Below are 13,962 nucleotides of genomic sequence, written 5' to 3'. Positions count from 1 at the left end.
AGGCAGATGTTTCACGTGAAACATCTGCCTCTCTTCTTTTTCGGCTGCCAATGTTTCACGTGAAACATTGGCAGAGCAATATTGAATTATGCACCGACAAATTCCTTCGCAATCTTTACAGCACTTACACCGTCATCGGCATAAGCGTCAGCGCCGGCAGAAGTGGCGTAATCCTTGGTGACAGCAGCGCCGCCGACAATGACGCGCGCCTCGCTGCCCGCTTCGCGCAGCTTCTTTATGACCTTGTCGATCTGCGTCATGGTCGTTGTCATCAAGGCGCTGAGACCGACGATATCGGCTTCCTTTTCGAGGGCGGTGCGCACAATGGTATCAGCATCGACATCCTTGCCAAGATCGATGAGTTTGAAGCCGCTGTTCGAGAGCAATGCGGAGACGATGTTTTTGCCGAGGTCATGGACATCGCCCTTGACGGTTGCCATGACGACGGTTCCTTTATCGGCCTCCTGCTGGCTCGGCAGGAGTTCCTTTATTTTTTTGAAAGATGCGCGCATGGCTTCGGCGGAGAGAAGGACTTGCGGCAGGAACATGCGCCCCGCGCCGAAGTCGACGCCGATATCGTTCATGGCAGCTGTCAAGGCCTTTTCCGTAATCTCGTTTGAGGAATGACCTTTTCGTATCGCCTGCTCCGTCAGGACAGCAATTCCTTCGGAAGCGCCGTCAATAACAGCTTGCTTGATGGCGGCCAGTACATCGCCTTCCACCGGCTTTGCTGTTGCGGCAGCTTTAGGAGTGTTGATGTTCACTTCATTGCGGCTGAAGTCAATGCCGCGCGGATCTTTGCCGAGAAGTGCAGCACTTGCCATCAGGGCTTGCTGCATCTTTTCGTCGTAAGGATTCATAATCGGCGCGTCAAGGCCGGCGGCAAGGCACATGGCAAAGAAGGTGCTGTTGATCAAGGGGCGGTTCGGCAGGCCGAAGGACACGTTAGAAAGTCCCATCGTGGCAGGATAGCCGAAGCGTTCACGATAGAGGCGCAAGGTTTCGAGAACTTCCAGGCAGGCGTTCTGGTCGGCGGAAATTGTCATAACGAGACTGTCGAGCAGAAAGTCACCGTCTTTGAGACCGTGCTTTTTTGCCTCTGTAATGATACCATTGATTGCCGAAACACGATCTTTGGCTGTTTTAGGAACGCCATCTTCTGTAATGGGCAGGCAGAGGATCGCCGCACCATATTTTTTGGCCAAGGGCAGGAAGGTTTCAATGCGTTCTGTTTCTGCGCTGACCGAATTGATCAAGGCGCGTCCGGGATAAGCCCGCAGGCCTGCCTCAAGTGAATTGGTATCACTGGTATCAATCGCGAGCGGTGCGTCTGTAATCTGTGAGACTTCACGAATGGCATCCTGCATTGCTTTGACTTGGTCTATGCCGCCGACGCCCATGTTGACATCGAGCAGCTTTGCTCCGGCGCGTACCTGGTCGATGGCTTCACGCTTTACAGAAAAAAGGGAGCCGTCTCGTATTTCTTCTGCAAGTTTTTTACGTCCCGTTGGGTTGATGCGTTCACCGATGAGTACGGTCGGCAGATCTTTGTCGATGATGATGGTTTTGCTGCGGCTTGTAAGGCGCAATCGTGTATCACGAGGTTTGCGTTCTGCCTCTGGCAGATTTTTGACGGCTTTGCTCAAGGCCTCGATATGAGCGGGCGTTGTGCCGCAGCAGCCGCCGATATAGGTTGCTCCGGCTGCGACGAGCTTCGGTCCCCAGCCGGCAAATTCTTCCGGCCCCATGGGGAAAAGCGTCTTGCCGTTTTCAAGGCGAGGCATGCCGGCATTTGGCAGTACGCTGATGGGGACGGTACAGTTGTCGGCGAGAGCTTGGACAATGGGGACGAGCTGCTCGGGTCCGAGGGAACAATTGACGCCGATGATATCAGCGCCCATCGCTTCCAAGGTGATGGCAGTCGTCTGGGGATCGCTTCCCGTGACGGAACGGCCGTCCTCACTATAGGATAACTGGCAGATGATGGGCAGTTTCGTTGCATCTTTGGCGGCCAGAAGGCCGGCGCGCATTTCCTGGATGTCTATGCACGTCTCGAAGATGAGATAATCGGCTCCTGCGTCAGCCAGTGCCTTTGCCTGCTGGAAAAAGGAATTGTATGCTTCCTCAAACCCGAGGTCGCCAAGCGGTTCGACGAAACGGCCTGTAGGCCCCAAGGAGCCGACAACTTTAGCGCGTCCTTCGGAGACCTCACGCGCGAGTTTGACAGCCGCATGGTTGAGTTCCTCCACGCGGTCCTGCAAACCATAGTGGTCAAGCTTCAGGGCAGAAGCTCCGAAAGTGTTTGTTTCGATCATCGTGGCTCCGGCGGCGATATATGCCTCGTGGATTTTTTTTACGACGTCAGGCTGTTCGATATTCATCAGTTCAGGGCAGCCGCCTGGCTTCAGGCCCCCTTCCTGGAGCATCGTTCCCATGGCGCCGTCAAAAATATGAATCATTCGTAATCCTCCTATGAAACGGTATCGTGATTGGTATCATTGGTATCATTGGTATCACTAATAAATGCGAGTGAAGAGGGCAGCTAAAATCACATAGAAGGTTTTGGAACATCCTTGCGTGATGGGCAGTCGATTTTGCTGCAGGCGGCACATCCGTTTGGCGTATGCGGCGCTGTTTCATTGTTTTGCGGGACGAGGCCAATGATGGCTGTGATGGATTTGCGCGGCACGAGCATCGAGGCGTCGCTTACGTTGACACCAATCTGTGCGCTTTTGGCCACGCGAACCATTTCCGGCTGCTGCTCCAAAGGCCAATCGCCATAACCGGGGCTGAAGCGCCAGCGCATACTATAGCCTTCTTTGGCAACTTTTGGTTCAATCGCTTTTTCCATTGTATCGGCAATCTGTTCGACGGCTGCTGTTGCAGCTGCGTCGAGCAAAACGGAATAGGCGTAACGACCGTCCTTGAAGTATTGGGTTACATGCTCTTCAATGGCATCTCCCACACTCGCAGAAAGGATGATCACCTTCTCCGATTTTTCAAGATGTTTGCCGATGACCTCTCCTTTGATGGAAAAGGGCGGATCGGAAAGAACTGTCTGTGTTGCGGCGTCATAGTCATACATTTGCCATATGCCGCGTGGATTTGCCAGCAAGCGTGCTTCAAGACAGGCCTCCTCGATGAGCTTTTCATCAAAGTTTTCTGCTTTGCGCAAACCCGCATAACGGCGTGTTTCTTTTGGATCGATATCGAGCAGTACCGTATTATAAACGGGCATGAATATTCCTTCTTTCAGGATGTTTCACGTGAAACATCAAATATATCATATACCATATTGTAGCAATAGGATATGTTGGAAGCAAGCGGAAAATTGCTGATACTCAAGGGGAATCCCCGCTTCTTTCCCGTGCACTTCCCCCTATCAGTATATCATGCTATAATAAAGAAAGAAAAGCATATGGAGGAAAAGAACGTGGCGAAAATCATAGCGGTCGCCAACCAAAAAGGCGGCGTAGGAAAGACGACGACATCGGTGAATTTGAGCGCTGGCCTTGCTGCACTTGGCAAGCGTGTTTTGCTCATCGACTCCGACCCGCAGGGCAATGCGACCAGTGGGTTTGGTATCAATAAATCGGATTTAGAAACAACGATCTATCAGGTATTGATCGATAATATTCCCATAGACAAGGTAATGCTTCATACAGGTTACGATGTAGATGTCCTGCCGGCAAATATTGAATTGGCAGGGGCGGAAATCGAACTGGTAGCGGCGATTTCGCGTGAAAACCGGTTGAAGCGTTCACTTGATACCGTAAAGGACAAGTATGATTTTATCCTCATTGACTGCCCTCCGTCCTTGGGTCTTCTGACGCTCAATGCCTTGACGGCAGCTGATACCGTTTTGATGCCAATCCAATGTGAGTTTTATGCTCTGGAAGGTTTGGCTCAACTTGTGAATACGATGACGCTTGTGCAGACGAATCTAAATCCTGCTCTGGAAATAGAAGGCGTTCTTCTTACGATGTTTGATTCAAGAACGAACCTTTCCGTGCAGGTGGCAGAAGAGGTGCGGACGCATTTTGGCAGCAAGGTATATCGAACCCTCATACCGCGCACAGTACGACTGAGCGAGGCGCCCTCTTACGGACAGCCCATTATTGCTTATGACAGTAGTTGTAAAGGAGCCATGGTCTATATGGATCTGGCAAAGGAGGTAATCGAGCGTGACAGCCAGAAAGCATAAAGCGTTGGGAAAAGGCCTTGGCGCGCTCTTCGGCAACTCTAAAACGATATCCGGAGGAGAAGCGTCTTTACAAGATGCTGATACCAATTTAGTGACCCCGGATAATGTTGATAGCCCGGCGACGATGGAAGCATCCGGAGCAGCAGAAAAACAAGGAGATACCAAAAATACCGGAAAAGGCCGAACGTCCATAGATGAACCCGTTGCTGAAGCGATAGAAAAAGGACAGCCGGAGGGGTTAAATTCCATTTCCGGAAAGGGAACGGAGGGAAGTGAAGGGAAGAAAAAGGCGGCGAAAGAATCGGTATCAGAAATCCGCGATACGATACTGCAGTCTATAGCAGTTGTACAGATTCGTGCAAATCGGTATCAACCGCGCCGTGAATTTGATGAAAGCGCTCTTGAGGAACTGAAGGAATCCATTTTGCAGCATGGAGTTCTTCAGCCGATTCTCGTGCGCCAGCTTCCTGCAGACCAAGGCTATGAATTGATTGCAGGCGAGCGTCGGCTTCGCGCGGCAAAAATGGCCGGTCTGACAGAGATTCCTGCTCTCGTGCGTCCATTGAGCGATGCGGCCACTTCAGAGATTTCCTTGATTGAAAATTTGCAGCGTGAAGATCTCAATGCCATTGAGGAGGCAGCGGCCTACCAAAATCTTATGCAGACGTTTGGTATCACACAGGAGGTTTTGGCGGAACGTGTGGGACGCAGCCGCTCACATATCGCGAATATGGTTCGCCTTTTGAAGCTTGAATCGCATGTCCGGGAGTATCTGGCCAACGGCAGTTTGACGATGGGGCAGGCAAGGCCGCTTCTGGGGTTAGAAGATCCTACCCTGCAGCGTGAAGTGGCGGACATCATCATGACGCGCGAATATTCGGCGAGGCAGGCTGAAGAGCTTGTCAAACGTATGCAAAAAGAAACAAAAGAAACAAAAGAACCAAAGGATGCGGAAACTCCCGTGGAATCGCAGACTATATTTCTGCAGGAAGCAGAGGATAAGCTCAAGATGTTCTTTGGGACACAGGTACGCATTCGGACGCAGGGAAAGAAACGCCGTATAGAGATTGATTTTTCATCCGAGGATGATTTGAACCGGATCCTTGCTTCTTTGCTTGAGCAGAAGAGCAAGATGCTTGAGGATCGGAAAGCAGCGCTGCGCCAATTTTCGTCAGGAAGTAATTTTATCGTTTGAGTACAGGGGGATGTTTCACGTGAAACATCCCCCTGTTTTTATGAGCAGAAAGGGTTGTTTCCAATAAGATGGTTTGGATTTCCCTATTAAAAAAAAGGTGTTGTTTCTGGGGATTTTGTGCTACAATAGCCTTGATGTGAAGCGTGCTTCTGCGCATTTTATATCGAACCAGAGAAAGAGGAGAAATGATTTGGATGGATTCAAAACTGTTGGCTGATTTCCTAGAAAAAAACGAAACCTTTCTTATTGTATTCTTGATGCTTCTAGTCATCATCCTGCTCGTCACGGTGATTTATCTGATGTACAGCGTATCGAAGATGAAGAGCCGCTATCGACAGATGATGACAGGTGTGGAAGGGGCGAACCTGGAGCGCATGCTCATAGGCCATATCAATGAGATGAAAGGTGTTGCCGAAGAGAGCAAGCAAATCAAGCAGGAAAACAAGCGCCTCGATAAGATCCTGCAGACGGCCACAACACGCATAGGGATTGTACGCTTCAGCGCATTTGCCGATATGGGCAGTGATCTGAGTTATGCCGTTGCAATGCTGGATGCACATAACAACGGGGTTCTTTTTTCGAGCATTTTCGCGCGGGAGGATTCACGAAGCTATGTCAAGCCGATCGAGGCCGGACGTTCCACTTATAAACTTACCCGGGAAGAAGCCGAGGCACTTGACAAGGCGATGAGCGTACGGGTTGATTGATACCAATCATGATGGCCGCAGTCCTGCTCTTAAAGGTTGTTTTTTGCCTTGCAGTTTGGAGGATGGACTTTGGAGAATAAAAAAGGATTTACGATCAAGATTGTGCCTGATGCGGGCGATACGGTGCATACGATTCATTTGTCCATGAAGATGGCGAAGATTGGTATCATATCGTTTGCGGCAGTTCTTTTGCTGTTCGTTGCAGCCTTCTCCTATTCAATCTACAATACATTGGTTGTCAAGAATGATGAAACGGAAATGGAGAAACTGCGGCAGGTCAGCAATATTCAGCAAGAGCAGCTTCTGCAGCTTTCCCGCAAGGCGAATAATTTGCAGACGGAAATCGATGAGCTCACGCAGATGGAAAACGAATTGCGCCGCATATCGGGTACGGGAACAGCCCAGCAGGATGCAGAGTCGGATGCCGCTTCCTCTGCAAACGATGGACAAGGCGGGCCCTATACCGAACCAAATGTACAAAATGTGGATGCCGTCCTCAATGATTTGGAAAAAAGGCTGGCGGTACGTCGGGCGAGCCTGCAGCAGCTCAAGCAGGCTTTGCAAGTGCAGCAGCAGGAATTCAGTGCTCTCTTGCCGTATGGCGCTTCCTTTGGTATCAGTGGGACATCCATGACGGTTCCCTCGATGTGGCCGGCGCGCGGCGTTGTCAGCTCCCCGTTCGGTTTGCGCTGGAATGGAACGGACTTCCATCCGGGCATTGATATAGCAAATGATTTCGGCACACCGATTGTGGCGACGGCAGACGGTATTGTTACCGATGCAGGCTGGAACTCCGGCGGCTATGGAAATAAAGTCGACATTGACCATGGAAATGGTATCATGACGCGTTATGGTCATGCACAGGCAGTTGCTGTCAGCACCGGCCAGTATGTGCGCCGCGGCCAAGTCATTGCCTATATGGGCAGCACGGGCTTTTCAACAGGACCGCATGTTCATTACGAGGTACGGATCAATGGACAGCCAGTAAACCCGGCGCCTTATCTATGAAAAAAAGAGATACCAAAAGCCGCATCCGGTCAAGGGATGCGGCTTTTGGTATCTCCGAGAGGATTTCATGAATATGGGATCGGTATCGGCAGGAAGCTTCCGTTATATTTTCTCTCAGATCGATTTGAATCAAGTGGCGAATATGGAGCTGTGGGAAAATTGATAGGGTGCATTTCTCTCCGTGATATGCTACAATACGAAAAGAAGTGTATTTTCAAAAAGGAGGAAATATTATGGCGAAGAGATTTTTTATCTGTAGAAAGACAGGCGATATCATTGGTCTCATCAACGACGGCGGCGGTGCTTTGTCCTGTAACGGCGAGCCTTTGACGGAACTCAAGGCGAATACGACGGATGCAGCGCAGGAGAAACATGTGCCGGAAGTGCAGTACGACAAGGCTGCCGGTAAGGTCACGGTGCAGGTCGGTTCCGTGGCGCATCCGATGGTCGAGGAGCACTTCATCGAGTGGATCCACCTGCAGACGAAGAAGGGTGCACAGATCTGTCATCTGCTTCCCGGTGAAGCCCCTGCGGTGACTTTCCTGCTGGCCCCCGGGGATGAGCCCGCAGCAGTTCTGGCTTATTGCAATCTGCATGGGCTTTGGAAAGCGGATATTTGAAAACTTGTGAAAAATGAATACCATGTGTGAACGGATGGAGAAATTCGCAGAGAAGAAATTGGAAGAGGGTCGTATGGAATCAGCTCATAGGACAGCGATGGCTTTCATTGCTTCAAGGAACCTTACGCCGTGACCGATGATAAGATTTTGGACGCTAAGACCGCCGCATCGTTTGATATGCGGCGGTCTTTTTATAGCGTTCCTACAAGGATCGGTCACTTTCTATTTTTATTTGTGTTCCTCTGCCTTCTGCTTCGCGAACTGCTCCGCGAGATTATCGAGATATGCAGCAAGGCGTTCGCGGCTCGCCTCATGCGCGAGCTGCGCGATCACCGTCATGTGGTGTCTGAGATCGTGGCGCATACGGCGCGAGCTGCGCCAGAGGGAGAGCATCATCTGATAGCGCGCCTCCTCGGACGTGCGAATCATCTGCTCGTGAAGCTGCTGCTGATGCAGAGCATTTCCCTTCTCTGCATAGCGCGTGAGGAGAGTGGATACGCGCAGATACTGGACGAGCGCGAGCGGGAGCAAGAGCCGCGCAGCGAGGATCGTCGGCTGCACCGACGTATTCGCCGGATCAGCGGCGACGGCGAGCGCGACGAGGATCACCTCATAGCCGCAGAGATAGAGCCAGAGCCGCCGATCATCCACCTGCAGCATCGGTGCGAGCAGATGGCGGTTCGTATGCAGCGCGGCGGGCAGGATGAGGAGGAACATCATGGGGATGAGCAGACATTTCCACAGTCCCGGCGGCAGTCCTGCGCCAAAGAAAAACTCTGCCATCGTCCCGAGTGTTCCCGCAAGCATCAGCAGCGGATAGACGAGCAGGGCGATCGAGAGTACTCGCAGCGGCTGATCGCGGATTGAGAGGAGCATATAGAAGAGGGCGAGCGGGCGGCAGAGAAGTGCGATCATAGACATATCGAGCGGCAAGGACATCTGTGCGGCCTGTGTCAGCGCGAGCACGAGCATATAGGCGCAGACGACATAGCGCTGCGCAAAGCGCAGCCGATCGCGAAAAACATAGAAAACGAGCAGGTCAAAGGGCGGCACACACACGAACGTGTAGAGCAGCCGAATCTCTGCATCAGTCATGATGTTTCTCCTCCCCGCAGCCGTCCGTACGCAACGGCGTGACGTTTGCCGCTCTGTCCTTTGTCGCCCGAAGCACAATCGAAACAGCGAAGAGATCGTCCTCCGGCGAAATCTCCATCGTGCCGTCATAGTGCGCCAGACTCGTGCGGATGCTCTCCATGCCGATGCCGCGCTCGGCATTGCTGCGCTTCGCAGAGAGCAGATGGCCGTCCGCATCGTAGTGCAGCTCTCCGTCATAGCTGTTGTCCACCGTCAGAAAGAGCATGTCCCCCTGGTGGACGAGCGCGAGCCGCAGGAGACGCGGGGCGTCGGGCGCAAGGCGCTCCAGTGTTTCGGCGGCGTTGGCGAGCAGATTGCCGAGGATCGCCGTCAGATCGAGTGGGTCAATGGGATTTTCCGCGCCGAGGTCGATGCGGTACTCCGTCTGCACGCCGAGCCGCGCAAAGATCGGCTGCCAATGGCCGATGAGAATGTTTACCGTCTCATTCGCACAGACGGGCGCGTAGTGCGTCTGAATCGCAGATGCAGCTGTGCCCATCAGCCGCTCGACGCCCGCAAGATCCCCCCGTGCGAGCAGCTTTTGTGCCGCGGCGATCATCTCCGTGAACTGCGTGCGAAACGCGCGTGTCGTGCGGTCGTTTTCCTCTATCTGCGCCGTATTCTGCCGCGTGATCGCCGCCATCTCCGCCTCGCGTGCGACCTGTTCGCGCAGCACACGCTGACGCAGCCGCGCATTCATGGCATAGAGCGCCAGGCCGATGCAGCAGAAGCCGCCGACCGCCCCGCTCAGACGAACGAAGAGAGCCGTATGTGTCCGCAGATCATTGAACGGCGAGAGCAGGATCGTGAGCGCGAGAATCAGGATACCCAGCCACGCGAGCGGCGTCCATACCGCATCAAAGGAATCGTCCGCAAGGAGAGGTTCGGCGATCGTGCGCCCATAGTAAAGAAAGAGCGGCACAGCGATGGGGAGGCAGGCAATCATGCAAAGCCCCGAGAGCAGAAACGGCACATCAAAGACCGGATAGCCATCCTCTACGGCATAAATCACCGTCTGCATGGCAAACCAGATGAGCCCCGGGGGAATGAGAATGCAGATCTGCTTGCCGATCGGCACGCGCGTCATCGCGAGCAGATAGAAGAAGATAAAAAAGAGAAACGGAAAGGCGATGCGCCGCGAAAAGACCGTGACAGCCTCGATCTGGATGGCAGCCTCTATCCCCGTGAGCAGAAGCAGCCCCGCAATGATCGGCAGCGGAGCAAAACGCAGATAGCGGCGAAAGATATAGAGACGGACCAGATTGACGGGTAGGATGTGAACCGCCGTATACAGCAGCGTTACCAGCGGTACGGCAAGCGGATACTGCATGAGTTCGATTATCGGTGATGAGTGCATGAATCTTCTCCTATGACATAAACCCTGCACGCATCTTCTGCAGCATATAGGCGCGGTAGCTGCGCTCGACCTCGCTCGTACGGCGCGTTGCGATCGGCAGGAGTGTGCCGTCCGAGAGCAAAATGCCGTCCGGCGTCAGTTGATGGATGTAGTCCATATTGACCAGCAGACTGCGGTGACAGGAAAGGAACATCGGCATCGCCCCGAGCAGTTCCCGTGCGCGGGCGAGCGTCATATAGGGAGAGAGCGTCGTGCCGTCCGCCAGATGAAAGGAGCAGCGACGCCCGTCGGCATCGACATAGCGGATGTGCTCGATCGGTATGCGCTGCTCCGTGTATTCGATCGTGAGCGGAATCGTCGGGCGCTCCTTCTTGAAAAAAGGCGTACGCGCCAGCGCCTCGCGGACGCCCGCCTCCGTCACGGGCTTGATGAGGTAGTGCGCCGCCGTCACACCGAACGCTTCCACTGCATGATCGCGGCTCGTCGTCACGAAGATAATCGCACAGCTTGTATTGAATGAGCGCAGAACCTGCGCCGTTTGAATCCCCGTACGCTCCCCCAGATAGATGTCGAGAAAGACAATGTCGGCGCGTGCGGCGGACATGTGCGCGAGAAACTTCTTGTCGTCCGTGAACGCGCGAATCACGGGGCGCGGCGTATGCTCGGCGCAGACGCTTTCGAGAAGCCTGCAGAGCCGGTCCAGATCCTCCGGCATATCGTCCAGTACAGCAATATTCATCGTATGACCTCCCTGGGGAATCGCTGATAAAATGAAGTCTGTCAGATTGGTGTAGATTTTTTACCCTATCAAGGAGACAAACCGGACGCATAGCAAAGGCTATGTGGAGGATTTGTCGAGGCAAAGAGGGCGAAAAAGATGCGCCAAGAGACGCAAGCTGAATGTATCAGTGCTTCCCAATAATATTCTAGGGAAATCCATACATATTTGCAAGCAGGTTTGGCATCTTCTTGCGTTCATACCATACTTTCGGCGTTCATACCAACTTTTATTGCTATTTCGTATAAATGTGAGAAAATAATAAAGAAAAGGCCTTTGGTCTTAATGAAGGAGACTGTATGGGACAAAGGAGAGTAGCACCTCCCTTGATCTCTGTCTGTGCCGCCGGCGACAGCGGCAGAATGGAAGGATTATGAACGTACTGGAAAAAGCGCTTCATTGGAAGCATACGCAAAAGATCATCACTTTTGTCATCCTCCTCAATGCCGCAGTATTGGGCATATTGACGAATCGGGCGCTGTCCGCTGAAGAAGTCTTGTTTCTGGAAGCGATCGACAAAGCCTGTCTGGTGATCTTCACCATAGAATTGATCGCCAAGCTGCTGGTGTATCGGCGGAAATTCTGGTCGGACGGCTGGAATATCTTTGATTTCGTCATTGTCCTCAGCTCCATCGCCTTTATTTCCTCCAGTATTTCGGTCATACGAGCCTTCCGTATCTTCCGATTGCTCAAGGCACTCGCGGAGTTCCCTGAACTGCAGATCCTCGTATCGTCCATGCTCAAGGCGATTCCCAGCATGACGTGGGCGCTGCTGCTGCTCTTCATTGTATTTTATATCTTTGCGGTTTTCGGCAGCACGATGTATGGCGATGTGTTCCCCGAGCTGTTCGGGGACATCGGCGGCTCCATGTTTACCCTGTTCCAGGTGATGACCTTTGAATCATGGGCGACCGCCGTGGCAAGGCCGATTATGGCAACGTACTCTTATGCGTGGGTATACTTTTTGGTGTTCATCCTTCTTACTGCCATTACGCTCTTGAATGTCATGGTGGGCATCGTGGTCGAAGCGGTCGGCACCATTTCAGAAGCGGTCAAACAGAAACAGGCGGCCGATGCGGCAGAAAACGCACCTTCCGAGGTGCGCGAAGCCGATGAGATAGAAGCAGAGATCCGTGAACACCTTGAGCAAATCGAAGCATTGTTAAACGCAAGAAGGGTTTCCTAATAGAAAGGATGAGTCAAATGAAACATCATCATGCAAAGCAGCTGTATCGCGCCGTCGCCTGTGCCCTTTTCGCAGGCATCGTTGCCGCCCCCTTTGCCGCACAGACGGCGTATGCTCTCCCCATTGAGGGCGCGAACGCAGCGACGAACGCAGGAGAGGCGAATATTTCAACGGGCGGCGCGGTCATGGACATCGTGGGCAAGACTCAGCACAACATCCTCCGCTGGGAGGACTTCTCCATCGACTCGGGCGAGAAGGTGCGCTTTGACGGCGGAGCGCAGACGCGCGACTATCTGAACCTCGTCACAGGCGAGGGCGCATCGAACATCTACGGCACGATCGAGGGCGGCAGGAACGTCTACCTCGTGAACCCGCACGGCATTCTCTTCGCCGCAGGCTCGCAGGTCAATACGGGCGCACTCTACCTCTCGACGGCGAACCCCGCTGACATTGCGGCGGCGACGAGCACATTCAAGACAAACGGCACAAGCCCGCTCTCTGCGACCGCTGAGAGCACACGATTCGGCTGCAAAAACAAGCGAAATGGCAGCCGACAGACAGCAGTCCCCTTCTATTATGAAAGAGAAGGGAGCTGCTTTTCTGCGAGGAAGTGATAAATATAACGAAGAAGATCAATGTGCAGGGAGGCGAATGAAGATGAAAATTCATGCGCAAGCATGGATTTCCCTCTTTTGCGTTCATACCATACTTTCGGCGCTTGTGCCCAACTTTGTTGATATTTCTCTCCGATGTGAGAAAATATTGATAGGATTTATAGTCCTTTCGTATCAGTAAAGCGGAGGAAAAAGATGGCCTATGAAATTGCGTTTGGTGTAGACACAGGCTATGTAAAATACGCGGGCATCGTCATGACCTCGATTGCCGCGGAGAATGCGGGGGAGGAGATTGGCTTTCATCTTGTCTGCGACGGGATTGCGGAGGCGGACATCGTGCGGCTGCAGGCATTCCGCGCTGCCTTTCCGAGGACGGATGTCCATATCTATGACGCACGCGCAGCACTCGATGCCATTCTATTTCCCAATGGGATTCCGCATGAGCGGATCAACCGCAGCGTATTCACTCGGATTCTCATGCCGGAGCTGGTACCGCAGGAGCTGACGCGGATCCTCTATCTCGATGCCGATACACTCTGCGTCGGGCGGCTCGCCGACCTCTACGCGCACGACCTCGGCACGGCACCGCTCGCCGCTGCCCGTGAGGGCGACAGCGCACGCAAGGCACAGCGCATCGGCATGCGGGGGACGGACTACTTCAACGCGGGCGTCATGCTCATCGACCTCGCGCGGTGGCGCTCCATGCAGCTGACCGCACGCGTCCTCGATGCGTGGCGCACGCATGGCGCCTCGTTCCCCCTCCTCGAACAGGACGCGCTCAACTATGTTCTGGACGGGGATTTTGCCGTGCTCGAAAAGCGTCATGTGCGGCTGATGGATGCCTTTGCGCCGTGGGATGTGGACTTTGCGGCGGAGCATACGATCTGGCATTTTCTCAACGAGGGGAAACCGTGGATTCGCTACGCCGACCCGCGTGTGCGTGAGCCTTATTGGCAGGTGGTACGCAACTCGCCGTGGCGCGGTCTCACACCGTCCGAGCCGTGGGAGACGCGCATCGCCTACCTCGCGGGCTGTCATGCCGAGGCGGCAGAGGACTACCCTGCGGCGGCGCATTACTTTCACGCGGCGGCGGAGCGGCTCATGCAGTTCTATCTGGAGCATACGCACAGCATGGGAAAAACCGATAAGGAGAACTGAA

General features: G+C 53.5%; 13 protein-coding genes. 8 read left to right on the top strand and 5 right to left on the bottom strand.

What is annotated here, in order from left to right; all coding sequences use genetic code 11:
- Positions 1-86: 86 nt before the first annotated feature.
- Together ACRTGH_RS04675 and ACRTGH_RS04670 are read right to left on the bottom strand one after the other, a co-directional pair.
- Positions 87-2,459, bottom strand: a complete 2,373-nt coding sequence (locus ACRTGH_RS04675) for a homocysteine S-methyltransferase family protein (protein ID WP_368847831.1) — start codon at positions 2,457-2,459, stop codon at positions 87-89.
- Positions 2,460-2,548: 89 nt separating this feature from the next.
- A complete protein-coding gene (locus tag ACRTGH_RS04670) occupies positions 2,549-3,238 on the bottom strand; it encodes a methionine synthase (RefSeq protein WP_368847830.1) in 690 nt (229 codons plus the stop codon).
- A 180-nt stretch (positions 3,239-3,418) separates the two neighbouring features.
- Here ACRTGH_RS04670 and ACRTGH_RS04665 point away from each other — a divergent pair, with 180 nt between their 5' ends.
- The 5 genes from ACRTGH_RS04665 (at position 3,419) to ACRTGH_RS04645 (ending at position 7,734) form a co-directional block, all read left to right on the top strand.
- A complete protein-coding gene (locus ACRTGH_RS04665; RefSeq protein WP_368847829.1) occupies positions 3,419-4,204 on the top strand; it encodes a ParA family protein in 786 nt (261 codons plus the stop codon).
- Positions 4,185-5,399: a ParB/RepB/Spo0J family partition protein gene (locus ACRTGH_RS04660; protein WP_368847828.1), complete on the top strand. Its 1,215-nt coding sequence runs from the start codon at positions 4,185-4,187 to the stop codon at positions 5,397-5,399. Before ACRTGH_RS04665 ends, ACRTGH_RS04660 begins: the two co-directional genes overlap by 20 nt.
- Positions 5,400-5,593: 194 nt before the next feature.
- Positions 5,594-6,106, top strand: coding sequence for a DUF4446 family protein (locus ACRTGH_RS04655; RefSeq protein ID WP_368847827.1), 513 nt, complete (start codon positions 5,594-5,596; stop codon positions 6,104-6,106).
- Positions 6,107-6,175: 69 nt separating this feature from the next.
- The gene (locus ACRTGH_RS04650; RefSeq protein WP_368847826.1) at positions 6,176-7,114 is read left to right on the top strand and encodes a peptidoglycan DD-metalloendopeptidase family protein; all 939 of its coding nucleotides are present in this window, start codon (positions 6,176-6,178) and stop codon (positions 7,112-7,114) included.
- A 233-nt stretch (positions 7,115-7,347) separates the two neighbouring features.
- Entirely contained in the window at positions 7,348-7,734 is a 387-nt protein-coding gene (locus ACRTGH_RS04645; RefSeq protein ID WP_368847825.1) for a desulfoferrodoxin family protein, read from the top strand.
- A gap of 228 nt (positions 7,735-7,962) precedes the next feature.
- Here ACRTGH_RS04645 and ACRTGH_RS04640 read toward each other — a convergent pair whose 3' ends face one another.
- Genes ACRTGH_RS04640 through ACRTGH_RS04630 form a run of 3 tightly spaced genes read right to left on the bottom strand, consistent with a single transcriptional unit; the run spans position 7,963 to position 10,964 of the window.
- Positions 7,963-8,829, bottom strand: a complete 867-nt coding sequence (locus ACRTGH_RS04640) for a beta-carotene 15,15'-monooxygenase (RefSeq protein WP_368847824.1) — start codon at positions 8,827-8,829, stop codon at positions 7,963-7,965.
- Positions 8,822-10,225 (bottom strand): ATP-binding protein, encoded by a 1,404-nt coding sequence (locus ACRTGH_RS04635; protein ID WP_368847823.1) that lies wholly within the window; start codon positions 10,223-10,225, stop codon positions 8,822-8,824. The genes ACRTGH_RS04640 and ACRTGH_RS04635 overlap by 8 nt, the downstream gene beginning before the upstream one ends.
- A 10-nt stretch (positions 10,226-10,235) precedes the next feature.
- A complete protein-coding gene (locus ACRTGH_RS04630) occupies positions 10,236-10,964 on the bottom strand; it encodes a LytR/AlgR family response regulator transcription factor (protein ID WP_368847822.1) in 729 nt (242 codons plus the stop codon).
- 412 nt (positions 10,965-11,376) lie between these two features.
- On the opposite strand from ACRTGH_RS04630, the gene ACRTGH_RS04625 reads away from it, so the two are divergent.
- The 3 genes from ACRTGH_RS04625 (at position 11,377) to ACRTGH_RS04615 (ending at position 13,961) form a co-directional block, all read left to right on the top strand.
- Positions 11,377-12,189 (top strand): ion transporter, encoded by an 813-nt coding sequence (locus tag ACRTGH_RS04625; protein WP_368847821.1) that lies wholly within the window; start codon positions 11,377-11,379, stop codon positions 12,187-12,189.
- Between the two features lie 17 nt (positions 12,190-12,206).
- The gene (locus ACRTGH_RS04620; protein WP_368847820.1) at positions 12,207-12,803 is read left to right on the top strand and encodes a two-partner secretion domain-containing protein; all 597 of its coding nucleotides are present in this window, start codon (positions 12,207-12,209) and stop codon (positions 12,801-12,803) included.
- Between the two features lie 195 nt (positions 12,804-12,998).
- A complete protein-coding gene (locus ACRTGH_RS04615) occupies positions 12,999-13,961 on the top strand; it encodes a glycosyltransferase family 8 protein (protein WP_368847819.1) in 963 nt (320 codons plus the stop codon).
- The last annotated feature ends 1 nt before the right edge of the window (position 13,962 follow it).

It is taken from the genome of Selenomonas oralis (assembly GCF_051603425.1).
Lineage (GTDB): Bacteria > Bacillota > Negativicutes > Selenomonadales > Selenomonadaceae > Selenomonas > Selenomonas sputigena_A.
Note: the sequence above shows the minus strand (reverse complement) of the source record. Positions and strands in the feature narration are given on the sequence as shown.

Excerpts from the sequence above, each read along its gene's own strand:
- ACRTGH_RS04615 (WP_368847819.1), top strand. The coding sequence starts at position 12,999 with ATGGCCTATGAAATTGCGTTTGGTGTAGACACAGGCTATGTAAAATAC.
- ACRTGH_RS04665 (WP_368847829.1), top strand. The coding sequence starts at position 3,419 with ATGGAGGAAAAGAACGTGGCGAAAATCATAGCGGTCGCCAACCAAAAA.
- ACRTGH_RS04645 (WP_368847825.1), top strand. The coding sequence starts at position 7,348 with ATGGCGAAGAGATTTTTTATCTGTAGAAAGACAGGCGATATCATTGGT.
- ACRTGH_RS04670 (WP_368847830.1), bottom strand. The coding sequence starts at position 3,238 with ATGCCCGTTTATAATACGGTACTGCTCGATATCGATCCAAAAGAAACA.
- ACRTGH_RS04620 (WP_368847820.1), top strand. The coding sequence starts at position 12,207 with ATGAAACATCATCATGCAAAGCAGCTGTATCGCGCCGTCGCCTGTGCC.
- ACRTGH_RS04655 (WP_368847827.1), top strand. The coding sequence starts at position 5,594 with ATGGATTCAAAACTGTTGGCTGATTTCCTAGAAAAAAACGAAACCTTT.
- ACRTGH_RS04635 (WP_368847823.1), bottom strand. The coding sequence starts at position 10,225 with ATGCACTCATCACCGATAATCGAACTCATGCAGTATCCGCTTGCCGTA.
- ACRTGH_RS04675 (WP_368847831.1), bottom strand. The coding sequence starts at position 2,459 with ATGATTCATATTTTTGACGGCGCCATGGGAACGATGCTCCAGGAAGGG.
- ACRTGH_RS04640 (WP_368847824.1), bottom strand. The coding sequence starts at position 8,829 with ATGACTGATGCAGAGATTCGGCTGCTCTACACGTTCGTGTGTGTGCCG.
- ACRTGH_RS04630 (WP_368847822.1), bottom strand. The coding sequence starts at position 10,964 with ATGAATATTGCTGTACTGGACGATATGCCGGAGGATCTGGACCGGCTC.
- ACRTGH_RS04625 (WP_368847821.1), top strand. The coding sequence starts at position 11,377 with ATGAACGTACTGGAAAAAGCGCTTCATTGGAAGCATACGCAAAAGATC.